This is a genomic window from Alkalibacillus haloalkaliphilus, assembly GCF_007991275.1.
GTDB lineage: Bacteria > Bacillota > Bacilli > Bacillales > Alkalibacillaceae > Alkalibacillus > Alkalibacillus haloalkaliphilus.
Map to the genome: position 1 here is coordinate 138,926 of NZ_BJYA01000002.1, position 16,991 is coordinate 155,916.

Annotated in this window: 17 protein-coding genes; all 17 read left to right on the forward strand. The window is 37.0% G+C overall.

The window, feature by feature from the left end; all coding sequences use genetic code 11:
* Positions 1-84: 84 nt before the first annotated feature.
* The 17 genes from rplS to fliF all read left to right on the forward strand — a co-directional run bounded on the left by rplS (position 85) and on the right by fliF (position 16,981).
* Positions 85-429 carry a 50S ribosomal protein L19 gene (rplS, locus tag AHA02nite_RS03355; RefSeq protein WP_146814387.1) on the forward strand — a complete coding sequence of 115 codons (345 nt, stop codon included), beginning with the start codon at positions 85-87 and terminating at the stop codon, positions 427-429.
* A gap of 124 nt (positions 430-553) precedes the next feature.
* Positions 554-1,393: a ribosome biogenesis GTPase YlqF gene (gene ylqF / locus AHA02nite_RS03360; RefSeq protein WP_146814389.1), complete on the forward strand. Its 840-nt coding sequence runs from the start codon at positions 554-556 to the stop codon at positions 1,391-1,393.
* Positions 1,394-1,453: 60 nt separating this feature from the next.
* Positions 1,454-2,233 (forward strand): ribonuclease HII, encoded by a 780-nt coding sequence (locus AHA02nite_RS03365; RefSeq protein WP_146814391.1) that lies wholly within the window; start codon positions 1,454-1,456, stop codon positions 2,231-2,233.
* Between the two features lie 20 nt (positions 2,234-2,253).
* Positions 2,254-4,101, forward strand: coding sequence for a hypothetical protein (locus AHA02nite_RS03370; RefSeq protein WP_146814393.1), 1,848 nt, complete (start codon positions 2,254-2,256; stop codon positions 4,099-4,101).
* Positions 4,098-4,367, forward strand: a complete 270-nt coding sequence (locus tag AHA02nite_RS03375) for an EscU/YscU/HrcU family type III secretion system export apparatus switch protein (protein WP_146814395.1) — start codon at positions 4,098-4,100, stop codon at positions 4,365-4,367. The genes AHA02nite_RS03370 and AHA02nite_RS03375 overlap by 4 nt, the downstream gene beginning before the upstream one ends.
* Before the next feature lie 118 nt (positions 4,368-4,485).
* Entirely contained in the window at positions 4,486-5,646 is a 1,161-nt protein-coding gene (sucC, locus tag AHA02nite_RS03380) for an ADP-forming succinate--CoA ligase subunit beta (RefSeq protein ID WP_146814397.1), read from the forward strand.
* Positions 5,647-5,662: 16 nt separating this feature from the next.
* Positions 5,663-6,565, forward strand: a complete 903-nt coding sequence (gene sucD, locus AHA02nite_RS03385) for a succinate--CoA ligase subunit alpha (RefSeq protein ID WP_146814399.1) — start codon at positions 5,663-5,665, stop codon at positions 6,563-6,565.
* A gap of 73 nt (positions 6,566-6,638) precedes the next feature.
* The gene (gene dprA, locus AHA02nite_RS03390; RefSeq protein WP_246118801.1) at positions 6,639-7,511 is read left to right on the forward strand and encodes a DNA-processing protein DprA; all 873 of its coding nucleotides are present in this window, start codon (positions 6,639-6,641) and stop codon (positions 7,509-7,511) included.
* Between the two features lie 219 nt (positions 7,512-7,730).
* Entirely contained in the window at positions 7,731-9,809 is a 2,079-nt protein-coding gene (gene topA, locus AHA02nite_RS03395) for a type I DNA topoisomerase (RefSeq protein ID WP_146814401.1), read from the forward strand.
* A 283-nt stretch (positions 9,810-10,092) separates the two neighbouring features.
* Positions 10,093-10,998 (forward strand): tyrosine recombinase XerC, encoded by a 906-nt coding sequence (gene xerC, locus AHA02nite_RS03400; protein WP_170235959.1) that lies wholly within the window; start codon positions 10,093-10,095, stop codon positions 10,996-10,998.
* 11 nt (positions 10,999-11,009) lie between these two features.
* Positions 11,010-11,582, forward strand: a complete 573-nt coding sequence (hslV, locus tag AHA02nite_RS03405) for an ATP-dependent protease subunit HslV (RefSeq protein ID WP_146814405.1) — start codon at positions 11,010-11,012, stop codon at positions 11,580-11,582.
* On the forward strand, positions 11,579-12,967 hold the full coding sequence (hslU, locus tag AHA02nite_RS03410) for an ATP-dependent protease ATPase subunit HslU (protein ID WP_146814407.1): 1,389 nt from the start codon (positions 11,579-11,581) through the stop codon (positions 12,965-12,967). The genes hslV and hslU overlap by 4 nt, the downstream gene beginning before the upstream one ends.
* A gap of 11 nt (positions 12,968-12,978) precedes the next feature.
* Positions 12,979-13,758 (forward strand): GTP-sensing pleiotropic transcriptional regulator CodY, encoded by a 780-nt coding sequence (gene codY, locus AHA02nite_RS03415; RefSeq protein WP_146814409.1) that lies wholly within the window; start codon positions 12,979-12,981, stop codon positions 13,756-13,758.
* Positions 13,759-14,192: 434 nt separating this feature from the next.
* Positions 14,193-14,573 (forward strand): flagellar basal body rod protein FlgB, encoded by a 381-nt coding sequence (flgB, locus tag AHA02nite_RS03420; RefSeq protein WP_146814411.1) that lies wholly within the window; start codon positions 14,193-14,195, stop codon positions 14,571-14,573.
* A gap of 2 nt (positions 14,574-14,575) precedes the next feature.
* A complete protein-coding gene (gene flgC / locus AHA02nite_RS03425) occupies positions 14,576-15,031 on the forward strand; it encodes a flagellar basal body rod protein FlgC (RefSeq protein ID WP_146814413.1) in 456 nt (151 codons plus the stop codon).
* A gap of 47 nt (positions 15,032-15,078) precedes the next feature.
* The gene (gene fliE, locus AHA02nite_RS03430) at positions 15,079-15,357 is read left to right on the forward strand and encodes a flagellar hook-basal body complex protein FliE (protein ID WP_246118806.1); all 279 of its coding nucleotides are present in this window, start codon (positions 15,079-15,081) and stop codon (positions 15,355-15,357) included.
* A 46-nt stretch (positions 15,358-15,403) separates the two neighbouring features.
* Positions 15,404-16,981: a flagellar basal-body MS-ring/collar protein FliF gene (fliF, locus tag AHA02nite_RS03435; protein ID WP_146814417.1), complete on the forward strand. Its 1,578-nt coding sequence runs from the start codon at positions 15,404-15,406 to the stop codon at positions 16,979-16,981.
* Positions 16,982-16,991 lie beyond the last annotated feature (10 nt).

Here is a 16,991-nt window from a genome sequence, read left to right on the forward strand (position 1 = left end):
TGCTTAAGTGTTCACTTAAGCTTGATAACGATACTCCGCTTCTTGAAATAAGTAAGAGTGTTAGTTTGGAAGGAGTGAACGAACATGCAAAAGATTCTAGAGCAAGTCGCACAAGATCAAATACGTACTGATGTACCTGAATTCCGTGCCGGTGACTCTGTAAAAGTACACGTTAAAGTTGTAGAGGGTAACCGTGAACGTATCCAGGTATTCGAAGGTGTTGTAATTAAGCGTCGTGGTGGTGGAATCAGCGAAACGTTTACTGTACGTAAGATTTCTTACGGCGTTGGCGTTGAGCGTACATTCCCTGTACATTCTCCACGTGTTGACAAGATCGAAGTATCTCGTCGCGGTCGAGTACGTCGTGCGAAGCTTTATTACCTACGTAACCTACGTGGTAAAGCAGCGCGTATTCCTGAGAGACGATAAGTACATTTTGAAACAACGAAAAGAGCTTGACGTTCAGTCAGGCTCTTTTTTTACGTTATAAAGACTACATAATACTTTATCTTAAAGACTCGAAATGGTTAAGATAGACATAGAGGTGATCAAATTGACAATACAATGGTTTCCAGGACATATGGCAAAAGCGAAACGCGAAGTTGAAGAGAACTTAAAGTTAGTGGATTTAATAGTTGAGTTAGTCGATGCAAGGGCTCCTTTTTCAAGCCAAAACCCGATGCTTCAAGAAGTAACTGATGACAAACAGAAACTTGTCTTACTTATGAAAAGTGACTTAGCTGACTCTAAGCTAACTCAACAATGGGTTGATTACTTTGAAAGCGAAGGTAAATATGCACTTGCGATCGATGTAAACAACAAGGAAGACATAAAGAAGATTATTAAACAAACAAAGGTTATTAGTGAGAAAATAAACGAAAGACGGAAAGAAAAAGGGATTAACCCAAGGTCATTAAGAGCGATGATTTTAGGAATCCCTAACGTAGGGAAGTCTACATTAATTAACCGTTTGGCGAATAAGAAACAAGCAAAAACAGGTGATCAACCAGGTGTTACGAGACAACAACAGTGGATTCGAGTTCATGGTGAGTTTGAATTACTTGATACACCAGGGATTTTATGGCCGAAATTTGAAGATGAAGAAGTCGGTTATAAATTAGCTGCAATCGGAACAATTAAAGACCAAATATTGCATTTGGACGACATAGCGGTATATATATTAAGGTATTTCAAAGAACACTATGCTGAAGCATTGCTTGAACGTTACCCAACTTTAAATATTGAAAGTGAAGATATTGTGGAGTGGTTTGATGCCATTGGTAAAAAGAGAGGATGTTTAATGTCTGGTGGGATGATCGATTATGATCAAGTAGCCGACGTTATTATCCGTGATTTAAGGCAAGGTCATTTAGGTAACGTGACTTTTGATTAAGTAAGTCTTTAGTTTTTACTATTATTTGTCGATATAAGAAGTAGAAGGGGAAAACACAAAGTGAAGAACACACGGGGAACGATAAGCGAAATAAAACAACAGTTACAAAACGACGGTTTAACACATGAAGATATAAAAGTCTTACGACAAGATGAACGAACGGGTGTTCAAAAGTTACTACAACAATATGATCAAAAGTTAGAGAAAGAACGACAGCTTAAAGAACAATATGAACAAATGAAAGTTTATGAATATCAGTTAAAATCAAAAGGTTATTATTCTGTAGCTGGAATAGATGAAGTTGGAAGGGGTCCTTTAGCTGGCCCTGTTGTAGCAGCTTCGGTTATTTTAGATCCGCGTGATGAATCTTTAATTGGGATCAATGACTCGAAAAAGATATCTGAATTAAAACGAAACCAATTTTACGAGACGATTTTAAAGTGTGCTAGAGCAGTTGGGATTGGTATAGTTGATAGTCAGACAATAGATGAGATCAATATATATGAAGCTTCTAAAAAGGCGATGAAGCTAGCAATAGACGATATGGAAGTTAATGCTGATTATTATTTGTTAGATGCCATGAAGCTAGAAGGGCTTCAAGCACCGCAACAGTCGTTAATTAAAGGGGATCAAAAAAGTGTCTCCATTGCCGCTGGTAGTATTGTAGCAAAAGTGACACGAGATCGTTTAATGGTTGAAGCTGGGAAAGAGTTTCCTTCATTTGAGTTTAATCGCAATATGGGGTACGGCACTGCAAACCATTTGAAAGCGTTAGAACAGCATGGACCGACTCCTTATCACAGAATGTCATTTAATCCTGTTTCGTTGTACAAAATTTAAGTTCAAAAGGCGTGAATGATATGGCGGAAATCAACAAAGTATTTCAATCGATTAGAGTGAGAGAATCGGGTTCCTCAAATTTATCGTTACGAGATGGACAAGTCGTTTCCGGTCGTATCATGAAGTTTTTTCCTGACCAAAAAGCAATGGTCCGTATTGGGCAACAACAAGTTGTCGCTCAATTAAGTGCGAATCTTCAAGCCAATCAAAATTATTTAATGCAAGTGAATCAAACGAGTCCATACATACATTTACAAGTTGTAAGTGAAGAAGTCGTTAGAACGCCAAATGATGCTGCTCGCGCTTTACTTGAAGCAACCGGACAACAAGCAGGTAGACAACAACAAATGATGTTGGCAGGGTTCATTCGCGATCAATTACCAGTAACACAACAGAATGTTAGTAACTTATTACAACTTGCACAATTAGGCTCTGACAATAGTGATGCGGTTTTAAGAGAAATGCTATCTAGAAACTTTCCGTTAACGGAACAAACATTTAGGGCGGTTGACCAACGGATTAATCAACCAATGTCATTTAATCAAACGGTCAGTCAAATGCAATCTCAATTAGCACAAAACGCTTCTCTTACTAATGAGCAAGCGCAGCTAAGCTTATATTTAAATGCCGTTAATGGAAGAGGTCAATCGAATCAACAAATCATGGCCCATTTAACGCATCAAATTTTAACTGAAATTGGTCGTGGATCAGAAACAACTTTTCAATTATTACAAAAAGCAGGTGTCATTAGCTCACAAGTTAGTTACAACCAATGGTCTAACACTTGGACATCTTGGGCACAAACGAATCAAGTAAGCTTTCAGTTAGGGAATAATGGTTTGCAAACACAAAATGTAAATCTACCCTTCAATATAAGCGCTCAAGGATTGCAAGATGGACTAGCTAACTTAGCTAATAATCAGTTAGCGGGTGGAGAACGGTCTCAAAAATTGTTAGCTCGATTTATTTATCAGTTAAGTAGTTTACAAGGTGCTGATCGATTGAATTTCTTGGCAAATTTCAGTCAATCAAGTGTATTTAACCAAGTCCAAAACAACCTTCCCCCTGCACAACAACAAATGATGCAACAGGTAGCCCAGATGCTACAACAAAATCAAGTTAGTTCATTACAGCAACTGTTAAGTTCTGAACAGGGTGAACAGTTAATTCGAAACTTGACGCAAATGTTGTCAACTCAAGTGGAGCAACAACAATTCAGAGCTTTAAACGTTTGGCAAACGGTATTTAATCAACCTACATCATCGACTAATATGGCTCAAGTGATGCAACAATTGCAAAGTTTTATGCACTTAACTCAAAATGAAGCTATAATCCGTGCTCAAGATTACCCAACGATGCAAACATTACTTAGTACAGTTAGTGGCCAGGTTGTACAATCAGAGCCTTTTCAACAAATGAATCAAATGTTACAAGGGATTCATTTATCATTACAAGATAGTAGTCGAGAATGGATGCAGTTTTCAGCGCATTTTCCAAAAGAGATGTTCGGACTAAATGAAGATTTATGGATGGATTTTGAAGGGCAGAAGCAGTCTGATGGTTCAATTCATCCGAAAAATTGTCGTGTTATGTTTTATTTAAGTCTGCCGAATTTAAAAGACACAGTTATTGATATGCATGTGAAATACGGGGATGTATCCCTTTCAATTTTTCATGAATCTCCTCAAGTGTTATCACCGCTTGTACACAGTATGGAATCAATGTTAAACCTCAATCTTGATCAAAAAGGTTATGACCTGCAGTCGATTGAGGTTAAACCTTTAAAAGAAGAAATAATTGAATCGATTTCTAACAGTGAAGTGGAACAAGCTCAAACGGCATATAAAGGGGTTGACTTTCGCGTATGAATGAACGTTATAAACGAAAAGAAGCAATCGCTTTACGTTATGATGAAGCGGAGAATGATGCACCTGAAGTGATCGCTAAAGGAAAAGGGTTAATTGCTGAAGAGATTTTAACACGAGCAGGAGAGCATGAAGTGCCTGTTTATGAAGATCCAGCTTTAATGGAATTAATGGGAGAATTAAATATAAATGAAAAAATTCCTGAAGATTTGTATCAAGCAGTAGCTGAAGTTTTTGCGTTTATTTATCAATTAGACAAAAACTACTAAAAATTTCACGAAAACAATCTAAGGTTCTTTTGATTGTGACAATTTTCATGTATAATAAACAAGGTGTGGTTTTAATTAATTAGTATATTGCAGTGACTTTTTGATGGGAGGATGTAACATGAACATTCATGAGTACCAAGCGAAGGAAATTTTCCGTTCTTACAACGTTGCTGTACCTAATAGTAAAGTAGCGTTCTCTGTTGATGAAGCAGTAGATGCGGCTAAAGAATTAGGTTCAAGCGTATCAGTTGTAAAAGCGCAGATTCACGCTGGTGGGCGTGGTAATGCTGGCGGTGTAAAAATCGCTAAGAACACAGATGAAGTACGTGACTATGCTAACGAAATTTTAGGCAAAACATTAGTCACTCACCAAACAGGGCCAGAAGGTAAAGAGGTTAAGCGCCTTTTAGTCGAAGAAGGTTGTGACATTCAAAACGAATATTACTTAGGTCTTGTTTTAGACCGCGCGACTTCTCGCGTTGTAATGATGGGATCTGAAGAAGGTGGAACTGAAATCGAAGAGGTTGCAGAAGAAACACCTGAAAAGATCTTCAAAGAAGTAATTGACCCTGTGACTGGTCTTACTCCTTTCCAAGCTAGACGTTTAGCTTTCAATTTAAACATTCCTGATGAGTTACTAGGTAAAGCAGTTAAATTCATGATGAGCTTATATCAACTATTTGTTGAAAAAGATTGCTCAATCGCAGAAATTAACCCACTTGTAACAACTGGTGACGGTGAAGTATTAGCATTAGACGCTAAGCTAAACTTCGATGATAACGCACTATTCCGTCATAAGGACATTGTTGAGTTCCGTGACTTAGATGAAGAAGATGATAAAGAGATCGAAGCATCTAAGCATGACTTAAGCTATATCGCTTTAGACGGTAATATCGGTTGTATGGTTAACGGTGCAGGCCTTGCTATGGCAACGATGGATATTATTAAGCACTATGGCGGCGAACCAGCTAACTTCTTAGACGTAGGTGGCGGTGCAACTGCTGAAAAAGTTACTGAAGCATTTAAGATCATTTTGTCCGATGACAGTGTACAAGGAATTTTAGTTAATATCTTCGGTGGTATCATGAAGTGTGACGTCATCGCTGAAGGTGTTGTTGAAGCTACGAAGCAAGTAGGTTTAGAAATTCCACTTGTAGTTCGTCTAGAAGGTACAAATGTTGAACTAGGCAAGAAGATTCTAGACGAATCAGGCTTAAACATCACATCAGCAGATTCAATGGCTGATGGTGCTGAGAAGATTGTATCTCTAGTAAAATAAGAAAGGACGGACTAAAATGAGCGTTTTTATTAATAAAGACACAAAAGTTATTGTTCAAGGTATTACTGGTGGAACAGCGCTTTTCCACACAAAGCAAATGCTTGAATACGGTACACAAATCGTCGGTGGTGTAACACCTAAAAAAGGTGGTACAGAAGTAGAAGGTGTACCTGTATTTAACACAGTTGACGATGCAGTACAAGAAACTGGCGCTAATGCTTCTGTTGTTTATGTACCTGCACCATTCGCTGCAGATGCGATCATGGAAGCAGTAGATGCAGAGTTAGACTTAGTTATCTGTATTACTGAACATATTCCAGTAATGGATATGGTTAAAGTTAAGCGTTACATGGAAGGTAAGAAAACTCGCTTAGTAGGACCTAACTGCCCAGGTGTTATTACGCCAGATGAATGTAAAATTGGTATTATGCCAGGATACATCCATAAGAAAGGACACATCGGTGTTGTTTCTCGCTCTGGTACATTAACTTATGAGGCTGTACATCAGCTATCTGAGCAAGGTTTCGGTCAATCTACAGCTGTAGGTATTGGTGGAGACCCTGTAAACGGTACAGACTTCATTGATTCATTAAAAGCATTCAACGAAGATCCTGAAACGCATGCAGTTATTATGATCGGTGAGATCGGTGGTACTGCAGAAGAGGAAGCAGCTGAATGGGTTAATGATCATATGGACAAACCAGTTGTAGGATTCATTGGTGGTGCAACAGCTCCTCCAGGAAAACGTATGGGTCACGCTGGTGCGATCATTTCAGGTGGTAAAGGTACAGCAGACGAAAAAATCCGCGTTATGAATGAGTGCGGTATTAAAGTTGCTCCTACACCATCAGATATGGGCGACACAATGATCGAAGTACTTAAAGAAAATGGTTTATACGACAAGTGTAAAACTCATTAATTAAATTTATTAAGTTGGGTTTAGGTTCTCCTAAACCCAGCTTATTTAATAGAATTTTAGGGGGTGAACGTTCTTGAATGTTAAAGACTCATTTATCCTTTATATTTTTAGTCAATTTAAAGAAGTAAAACGAAGGCACTTATTTCAATACATCTGTGAGCATGATCACTTCGACGGTATTCTTCAAGCAACACCACAAATCCTCTCAAAGCATTTAAACCTTTCATTAATAGATTCTCACAAAATTTATAAAAAGATACATGATGAAGCATTTAAGCGACTAATATGGCAACAATTCAAACAAACCTCTGTTTTCACTTGGTTTGACCCACAGTATCCTGAATCGTTTAGGTTTATCCCCGATCCCCCACTTGTACTCTACTACAAAGGTGACTTATCACTACTACACAGTCCAATGATTAGTGTTATTGGAACTAGAAAACCTTCACAGCAAGCTTATAGAAAGATCAATCACATTTTAAACCCTTTAATTAATCAATCTCTAACCATAGTAAGTGGTTTAGCTGATGGTATTGACGGTATGAGTCATCAATATGCGTTAGATCACGGAGGTAAAACAATAGCGGTGTTAGGATTTGGTTTTAATCATATTTACCCCGCAAAACATCGCACTTTATTTCAATCTATTGCTCAAAAAGGGTTGTTGCTCTCGGAATATCCACCACACCAAAAACCTCAAAAATGGCATTTCCCAGAACGAAATAGGCTTATAAGTGGTTTATCACTTGGCACATTAATTATTGAAGCTGCAGAACGAAGTGGTACGTTAATAACAGCAGATCAAGCTTTAGAGCAAGGTAAAGAAGTGTTTGTTATTCCAGATTCAATATTTTTAGAGCAAGCCAAAGGTTGTCACTCATTAATAAAAGATGGTGCTACACCAGTTACGACAGCGGATGATATTACCTTTAATTTACCAACATAATAAGTTTTAATTATATGAAAAAAGTTTGCATCATTTTAATTTTCGTGTATTGTATTAGACAAAATCATGTTAAAAACATAAACTTTGTCGAACAATTTTTCGTATATAAGTTTGACAAACGATATTAAGTTATTTAATAATGAATGAGATTAATGGTTAACGATTTTGTGAAACCAAACATACAAAAAAAGAAATATACCTCGTAGGAGGAATTGGTGAATGTCAGATTATTTAGTTATAGTAGAATCTCCAGCAAAAGCGAAAACAATTGAACGATACTTAGGGAAAAAATATAAAGTTAAAGCATCTATGGGACACGTTATTGACTTACCAAAAAGTCAAATGGGCGTTGATGTTGAGAATAACTTTGAGCCTCGCTATATTACTATTCGCGGTAAAGGGCCTGTTTTAAATGACTTAAAGAAGTCAGCGAAAAAAGCAAAGAAAGTCTATCTTGCAGCCGACCCCGATCGCGAAGGTGAAGCGATTGCTTGGCACTTAGCACATAGTCTTGGTATTGAAGAAGGTGCAAAATGTCGTGTCGTATTCAACGAAATTACAAAAGATGCGATTAAAGAGTCTTTTAAAGAACCACGAGAAGTGGATATGAAATTAGTTAATGCCCAGCAAGCTAGACGTGTGTTAGATCGACTCGTCGGTTATAACATTAGTCCTTTATTATGGAAAAAAGTTAAAAAAGGATTAAGTGCTGGTCGTGTACAATCGGTCGCTGTTAAATTAATAATTGACCGTGAGAATGAGATTAAAAACTTTATCCCAGAAGAATACTGGTCGATTACAGGTGCTTTTACACATAAGCGTAGAAAGTTCGAAGCTAAATTTTATGGAACAGACGGCGATAAAGTAGAATTAAAAAATGAACAAGATGTGCAGAAAGTGTTGGACCGTCTTGAAGGAGACGAATTCACAGTACAAAAGGTAAATAAACGTGAACGTAAAAGAAATCCAGCAGCACCATTTATAACGTCATCTCTTCAGCAGGAAGCGTTTCGTAAATTGAATTTCCGCGCGAAGAAAACAATGATGGTTGCGCAGCAGTTATACGAAGGAATTGACTTAGGTGGAAAAGATGGTACAACAGGTTTAATTACTTACATGAGAACAGACTCCACTCGTATATCAGATACTGCTAAAGGTGAAGCAGCTGATCTAATTAAAGCTAAATTCGGTGAGGATCACCTTGGAAAAAAGCAGGGTAAAGCAAAGAAAGACGAACGTTCACAAGATGCACACGAAGCGATCAGACCTACAGTTATTCATAAAGACCCTCAGACGATTAAACCGAAATTGTCTAATGATCAATTTAAATTGTATAAATTGATTTGGGATCGTTTTATTGCCAGTCAAATGGCTCCTGCTGTTCTAGACACAGTGACAGCACACTTAATGAATCAAGGTGTGGAATTTAGAGCAACGGGTTCTCAAATTAAATTTAAAGGTTTTATGGAGCTTTACATTGAAGGCAGTGACGATCAGAAAAAGGATGAACAAAAAGTCCTTCCCCCACTAGAAGAAGGTGAGAAGGTTAAAGCGAAAGATATCACACCTAATCAACACTTTACACAGCCACCTCCTCGATATACTGAGGCGAGACTTGTAAGGACCTTAGAAGAAAAAGGGATCGGAAGGCCATCTACGTATGCACCAACACTAGATACGGTTCAACGCAGAGGGTATGTGGCTTTGGATAACAAGAGATTTGTACCTACAGAACTAGGGACGATTGTAATTGAACTGTTAGAGCAGTACTTCCCAGAAATTATTAACGTTAAGTTCACTGTAGATATGGAAAATAATCTCGACGGTGTAGAAGAAGGAGGTCAACAATGGAGAAACATTATTGACAACTTCTACCAAGATTTTCAAAAGCGCTTAGACAAAGCAGAAGAAGAAATTGAAAAGATTGAAGTAAAAGATGAACCAGCTGGTGAAGACTGTGAGAAATGCGGTCACGAAATGGTTTATAAAATGGGACGTTACGGCAAGTTTTTAGCTTGTTCCAACTTCCCGGATTGTCGAAATACAAAACCAATTCTTAAGGAAATTGGCGTTAAATGTCCGAGTTGTAAAGATGGTAATGTAGTTGAGCGTAAAAGCAAGAAGAGGCGTACATTTTACGGTTGCGATCAATACCCAGAGTGCGAATTTGTTTCTTGGGATAAGCCGATTGAACGACCTTGCCCTAAATGTTCTTCCTTACTCGTTGAGAAGAAACAGAAAAAAGGTGTTCAGGTTAAATGTACAGATTGTGATTATGCTGAAAGTGTACAACAATAGTAGGTTGTTGAAAGATGAGCTAACAAAAGTTGGTTCATCTTTTTAATTATTACAAATTTTTAAATTAAAATTGAATATTTTGTATACAATTTGTGAAACATGTAGATAGTCAAGGTGTGTAAATTGACACACAATTTTTATTCTTATACAATTTACCATTGGTAGGACTGGAATGTTCGCTGAGTAAAAACCCATTACTAAATTATTTATGACATATATGTGAAAATTGTTGTATTATTCCGAAAAGTTTGATAAAATTTAATCGTTTTAGTAGTGGAGGGATATGAAGGTGAACACGGATAATTTAATCAATCAATTTAGACAGTTTTTAATTGTCGAAAGAAATGCCTCCCCGCACACCGTCAATCAATATGTTGCTGATCTTCAACAGTTCAATCTGTTTTTATCAAAAGAAGTTATTAGCCATTTTAATGCTGTTACCCACTCCGATATAAGACTTTACTTAACTGAACTTTATAACGCAGGTTTATCTCGGGTTTCTGCTTCTAGAAAGTTATCAAGTTTACGCACATTCTATTATTATTTAGAAAAAGAAAGTATTGTAGAACATAACCCGATTGAATACGTTTCAATGCCAAAAAGGGATAAAAAAATCCCGCAGTTTTTCTATGCAGAAGAATTAGAGCGTCTGTTTAATGTAGAAGACTGCAGTCAACCGTTAGGCCAAAGAAACCAAGCATTAATTGAAATTCTCTATGCGACAGGGATTCGTGTCAGCGAATTAGTTCAAATAAAGTTAACAGATATAGATTATACACTTAGTACAATTCTAGTTCACGGTAAAGGGAACAAAGAACGATATGTTCCATTCGGAGCTTATGCTCAAACTGCAGTGAAAGAATACATCGAAGACGGTCGCAAAGAATTGATTTCCAAAAGCAAAGAAGAGATCGATCAGTTATTTGTTAACTTTCGTGGTACACCACTTACTGATGAGGGTGTCAGATACATATTAAATGACATGATGAAAAGAGCTGCGCTAACAAGCTCAATCCATCCTCATAAATTACGTCATACCTTTGCGACTCATTTACTTAATGAAGGAGCAGATATGAGGTCCGTACAAGAGATGCTTGGGCACGAAAGTTTGTCGTCAACGCAAATATATACACACGTAACTAAAGACTACTTACAAAACATTTATAAAAATGCTCATCCAAGAGCGTGAGGAAAGAGGGGATGACAGTGGAGCAGTCATTTCATGCAACAACAATTTTTGCAGTTAGACACAACGGTGAAGCAGCAATGACAGGTGATGGACAAGTGACGTTTGGAAATGCCGTTGTGATGAAACATAAAGCTAAAAAAGTTCGCAAATTATTTAACGGGCAAGTAGTTGCTGGCTTTGCTGGGTCAGTTGCTGACGCTTTTACTTTATTTGAGAAGTTTGAAGCTAATTTAGAGAAGTATAATGGCAACTTAAGCCGTTCTGCGGTTGAACTTGCTAAAGAGTGGCGAAGTGATAAAGTATTAAGACGTTTAGAGGCGATGTTGATCGTCATGAACAACGATCAAATGTTATTAGTGTCTGGTACAGGTGAAGTCATAGAGCCTGATGACGATATTTTAGCAATTGGATCAGGTGGTCATTATGCTTTAAGTGCTGGTCGAGCGCTTAAGCGTTACAGTGAAAACCAAACGGCAGCTAGCATTGCTAAAGCAGCACTAGAAATTGCCGGTGAAGTTTGTGTCTATACAAATAATGAAATAGTGTTAGAGACTTTGAATGACAAAGGAGACTCTCATTCATGAGTACAAAAGCAACGCCAAAACAAATAGTAGAACAATTAAATCGGTACATTATTGGTCAATCAGATGCTAAAAAAGCTTTAGCTGTAGCGTTAAGAAACCGATATAGAAGAATGAAGCTATCTGATGACATGCGCGATGAAATTGTCCCTAAAAACATATTGATGATTGGACCAACAGGGGTTGGTAAGACTGAATTGGCTCGTAGGTTAGCAAAGTTAGTAGGGGCGCCATTTACTAAAGTAGAAGCAACTAAGTTTACGGAAGTGGGCTATGTAGGAAGAGATGTTGAATCGATGGTTCGTGACTTAGTCGATACAAGTGTCAGAATGGTTCGTGAGGAGAAAATGCTAGAAGTGCAAACTCAAGCTCGTGAGTCAGCAAATCAACGACTGGTAGAACTACTTGTTCCTAGTAAGAAAAAGCAAACACAAATGAAAAATCCGCTTGAAATGTTTTTTAATCAGCAGCCAGATCAAACAGATGATGATAATGAGGAAGAAGCTGACCAAGCAGATCGAAGAAGAAGAGTGAAGGAACAATTAGAACAAGGGCAACTTGAGGAACAAATTGTTTCGATTGAAGTAGAAGAGCAACAATCGTCAATGTTTGACATGTTACAAGGTTCGGGTATGGAACAAATGGGAATGAACATGCAAGATGCATTCAGCCAATTGATGCCTAAGAAATCAAAAAAACGAAAGTTACCGGTTAAAGAAGCGCGCGAAGTCTTAACGCAAGTTGAAGCAGAAAAATTAATCGACATGGATGAAGTTCATCAATTAGCTATTGAACAAGCTGAACAATCTGGCATAATCTTTATTGATGAAATTGATAAAGTGTGTGGTAAAGATGAGAAGCAAGCGAACGTGTCTCGCGAAGGCGTACAGCGTGATATTTTACCAATTGTTGAAGGGTCAACGATTGTTACAAAATATGGATCTGTCAAAACGGACTATATGTTATTTATAGCTGCTGGTGCATTCCATATGGCTAAACCGTCTGACCTAATACCAGAATTACAGGGGCGTTTCCCGATCAGAGTCGAGTTAAACAAATTATTAATCGAAGACTTTGTAAACATCTTAACAGAGCCATCTAATGCTATTATTAAACAATATACGGCATTACTTGAAACTGAAGGGATTAAAGTTACGTTCACAGACGAGGCGATTTACCGCATAGCGGAAATAGCATACGAGGTAAATCAGGAAACAGACAATATTGGGGCTAGAAGATTACACACCATTATGGAAAAGTTACTAGAAGACCTTTCCTTTGAAGCGCCAGAAATTATGATGGAAACGATCGAAATAACTAAAAATTATGTAGATGAAAAACTATCGACGATCGTTAAAAATAAAGATTTATCAGAGTACATCTTATAGGAGGAATTTAAATGAATTTATTAGAAAGAACAAGAGTAATTAATGCAATGTTACAAAAGACGCAAGGAAAGGCGGTAAACTTCAATGATATGTCAGGAACATTAAGGGATGTTATTGAAGCAAACACCTTCGTATTAAGCCGTAAAGGTAAACTATTAGGGTTTGCAGTTAAACAAGAGATTGAAAACGAAAGAATGAAATCAATGTTAGAAGAAAGACAATTTCCTGAAGAGTATACGAATAACCTATTTAATATTAATGAAACAACAGCTAATATTGATATAAATAGTGAGTATACGGCATTCCCAGTTGAAAATAAGGAACTATTCAAAAATGGTTTAACAACGATCACGCCAATTATTGGTGGCGGTGAGCGCTTAGGTACATTAATTTTAAGTCGTATTGAAGAATCATTTGATAATGATGACTTATTATTAGCTGAATATGGTGCGACAGTAGTTGGAATGGAGATTCTTCATCAAAAGACTGAACAAATTGAAGAAGAAGCTCGTAGTAAAGCAGTTGTTCAAATGGCGATTAATTCATTGTCATACAGCGAGCTTGAAGCGATTGAACATATCTTTAACGAATTAGATGGCAATGAAGGTCTATTAGTTGCTAGTAAAGTAGCTGACCGTGTTGGAATTACACGTTCAGTAATTGTAAATGCACTACGTAAATTAGAAAGTGCTGGTGTAATTGAATCACGTTCGTTAGGTATGAAAGGAACGTATATTAAAGTGTTGAATAACAAGTTTTTAGTAGAGCTTGAGAAAATTAACATTATGTAATAAACATTAAGAGGTGCTGAAATGCACCTCTTTTTTTTGCGCTAAATTCATTAAGTGGTTAGCTGTGAATTACAAAAAAAGTGCATTTTAATATTTTAGATAAAATAGAGCCCGAACGAATTCAAACTTTTTCGTCCGGGCTTTTTTGTGCATTAATTAAATAAGATGTGTTTTTCATAAAACTATAATAGATTTACCAATATTTATCTATAGCAGCAAAATAAAGAAGCAGGAGATCTTAAAACTATATAATGGTATAATATCGTGACTTTATGACTAGGTCAAAAGTACAAAATTTGCTTTATATCGACATAAAAACCAAAATGTTTAGAGGAGTTGTGTCATTTTTTGCGAATTTATGTAATAATATAAGAAAATTATAGCAATCTCTAATCTAAATATTTCGTTACAAATAATTAAAAGGTGGGGGTCGAATGAAATTATTTGATGGTACGATCCAAAACTTACAAAAAGGTCTTGATTATTCCTCTGTAAAAAACCAAACAATCGGTCATAATATAGCGAATGTTGACACGCCAAATTATAAGGCAAAGCAAGTATCTTTTAAGGATCACTTAGAGTCTGCGGGCTTAGAAGCAAAAAGATCAAATGATCGCCATTTGCCTTTTTCAAATGGCGACCGTCCTTATTCTGTTACTGCACGACAAGATGTTACATATAACAATAATGGTAACAGTGTTGATATTGATCGAGAAATGAGTGAGTTAGCTAAAAACCAACTTTATTATGAAGCATTAACTGAGAGAATAAATGGTAAGTTCAGTTCTATTAAATCAGTTGTAGGAGGTAGATAACTTTGACAATTTTTCATGGGATGAATACAAATGCGAGTGCTCTAACAGCTAACAGATTTAAGATGGATGTCGTTTCTTCCAATTTAGCGAATGCTGATACAACTAGAGCACAATTGAACGAAGATGGAGAGTGGGAACCTTATCGAAGGAAGCTAGTTTCAACAGAACCTAGGGATGCAAATTTTAATTCGTTTTTACAAAAATCGATGAACAGATCGAGTAATCCTGGTTCAGGTGTGCGAGTGGATTCAGTGGAGGAAGACCAATCCCCATTTGAGCAAGTTTATAATCCATCACACCCTGATTCAGATGAAAATGGATATGTTCAAATGCCTAACGTTGACCCATTAAAAGAAATGCTAGATTTAATGTCAACATCTAGGTCATATGAAGCTAATGTAACGGCTTTGAATGCATCGAAAGGTATGTTAATGAAATCACTTGAAATTGGAAGGTAAGGTGATCAACTTTGAAACCGATTGAATCTAATATTTTCTCAACAGGCATGAATCAAATAGCATCAAATAGTAAGCAAGGCAATACCGCAACTGCTAGTGAAGTTCAGCAAAGTTTTGCGAACGAGCTAAAAAATGCTATTAACGAAGTGAACAAAACTCAACAAGAATCAAATGCCCAAACTAATGCCCTTATTAATGGAGAGGCACAAGATCTACATAATGTAATGATCTCTGCAGAAAAAGCAAGTGTAACTTTACAGACTGCAACTGAGATTCAAAATAAAGCGATTGAAGCTTACCAAGAAGTTATGAGAATGCAACTATAATTTATCATGCAAAACTATGAAGTTTTTCTGAAGTCGGAGGACTACAATGAATGAGACAGTGCAACAATATCGAAAAAAAATAACAGAATTTTGGCAGACTAGAACAAACCCTCAAAAGTCAATCATGATCGGAGGGGTGCTAGCAGTACTAGTGTTATTAATTTCAATAACAGTATTGGCTAGCTCACCTAAAATGGTTCCGTTATATAGCAACTTAAGCTTAGAAGAAGCTGGTGAACTCCGTGATGAATTACAAAGTAGAGGGGTATCACATGAAATCGAACATGGTGGCACGACAATATTAGTGCCAGAAAGTCAATCTGATGAGCTTTTGGTCGAGTTGGCAGCTCAAGGAATGCCGAATAGCGGAAATATTGACTATTCCTTCTTTAGTGAGAACGTTTCATGGGGTATGACGGATGAAGAAAGACAAATCATTGAACTAGATGCTCTTCAGACAGAGTTGTCCAATCTAATTAGTAATATTTCTGGTATATCGGATGCCAATGTTTTAATTAACCAAGCTCAAGAGACAGTTTTTGTAGCAGATGATGTTGGAGACTCTTCTGCTTCTATTGTCATAAACACAGACTATGGTCAAAACTTTGATCAAAATCAAATTCAAAGTCTTTATCACTTAGTATCACGAGCTGTACCAAACTTAGAGCCAGAAAACATTGTAATTATGAACCAACACTTTGAGTATTATGATTTGGAAAATACATCAGGTGGCGCAACGAATACATATGCACAACATCAAGAAATTAGGAAAGATATAGAACGTGACATACAAAGAAGAGTCCAACAACTACTTGGAACAATGATTGGTCAAGAAAAAGTTGTTGTATCAGTTACATCTGATATCGATTTCTCTCAAGAAAATAGAGTTGAAGAGATTGTTGAACCTGTAGATATGGATACGATGGAAGGGTTACCAGTCAGCGTTGACCGAGTAACTGAAACGTATACTGGATACGATGGGTCAGGATTAGTTGATGGTGAAGCAGACGTACCGAACTTGCCAGCAGTTATAGAAGACGGAGAAGAAGTTACACAATACGAAAATGTTCGTGAAACTATTAACAATGAATTCAACCGTGCTAGAAGTGAGATTGTAGAAAGCCCTTATGAAATTAGGGATCTAGGAATCCAAGTAGCGGTTGATAATACAGTTGAAGAAGGCGGAGAAATCATCCAGCTTTCAGAACAAGAGCAATTAGCGGTTGAAGAAGATATTCAATCTATACTAGCTTCAATAATTCAAACGTCAGTCCCAGGTGAACCAGAAGTAGTAGAGCCTGCGGATAAAGTATCCATTGTCTTTCAAGAGTTTTCTGGAGTACCAGAATTTGAAAGCCCTACAACTCCAATTCCGACTTGGTTATACGTTCTAGGAGCAATACTAATCCTAATCATTATCGTATTAATCTTTATGCTGGTCCGAAATAAGAATGAAGATGGAACTAAGGAAGTTGTAGAGGAACAACTTGAAACTTCAGATGTTGATTACTCAATAGAACAAGTAGAATCAGAATCTGATGTTAGAAGGAAGCAACTTGAACAAATGGCGAAAGATAAACCAGAAGATTTTGCAAAATTATTACGTTCGTGGATTGATGAGTAAGGGAGGAGAT

Bases quoted from the DNA above. Each gene is read 5' to 3' on its own strand.
- rplS (WP_146814387.1), top strand. From the start codon at position 85: ATGCAAAAGATTCTAGAGCAAGTCGCACAAGATCAAATACGTACTGAT.
- AHA02nite_RS03370 (WP_146814393.1), top strand. From the start codon at position 2,254: ATGGCGGAAATCAACAAAGTATTTCAATCGATTAGAGTGAGAGAATCG.
- AHA02nite_RS03375 (WP_146814395.1), top strand. From the start codon at position 4,098: ATGAATGAACGTTATAAACGAAAAGAAGCAATCGCTTTACGTTATGAT.
- sucC (WP_146814397.1), top strand. From the start codon at position 4,486: ATGAACATTCATGAGTACCAAGCGAAGGAAATTTTCCGTTCTTACAAC.
- sucD (WP_146814399.1), top strand. From the start codon at position 5,663: ATGAGCGTTTTTATTAATAAAGACACAAAAGTTATTGTTCAAGGTATT.
- topA (WP_146814401.1), top strand. From the start codon at position 7,731: ATGTCAGATTATTTAGTTATAGTAGAATCTCCAGCAAAAGCGAAAACA.
- xerC (WP_170235959.1), top strand. From the start codon at position 10,093: ATGAAGGTGAACACGGATAATTTAATCAATCAATTTAGACAGTTTTTA.
- hslV (WP_146814405.1), top strand. From the start codon at position 11,010: ATGACAGTGGAGCAGTCATTTCATGCAACAACAATTTTTGCAGTTAGA.
- hslU (WP_146814407.1), top strand. From the start codon at position 11,579: ATGAGTACAAAAGCAACGCCAAAACAAATAGTAGAACAATTAAATCGG.
- codY (WP_146814409.1), top strand. From the start codon at position 12,979: ATGAATTTATTAGAAAGAACAAGAGTAATTAATGCAATGTTACAAAAG.
- flgB (WP_146814411.1), top strand. From the start codon at position 14,193: ATGAAATTATTTGATGGTACGATCCAAAACTTACAAAAAGGTCTTGAT.
- fliE (WP_246118806.1), top strand. From the start codon at position 15,079: ATGAATCAAATAGCATCAAATAGTAAGCAAGGCAATACCGCAACTGCT.
- fliF (WP_146814417.1), top strand. From the start codon at position 15,404: ATGAATGAGACAGTGCAACAATATCGAAAAAAAATAACAGAATTTTGG.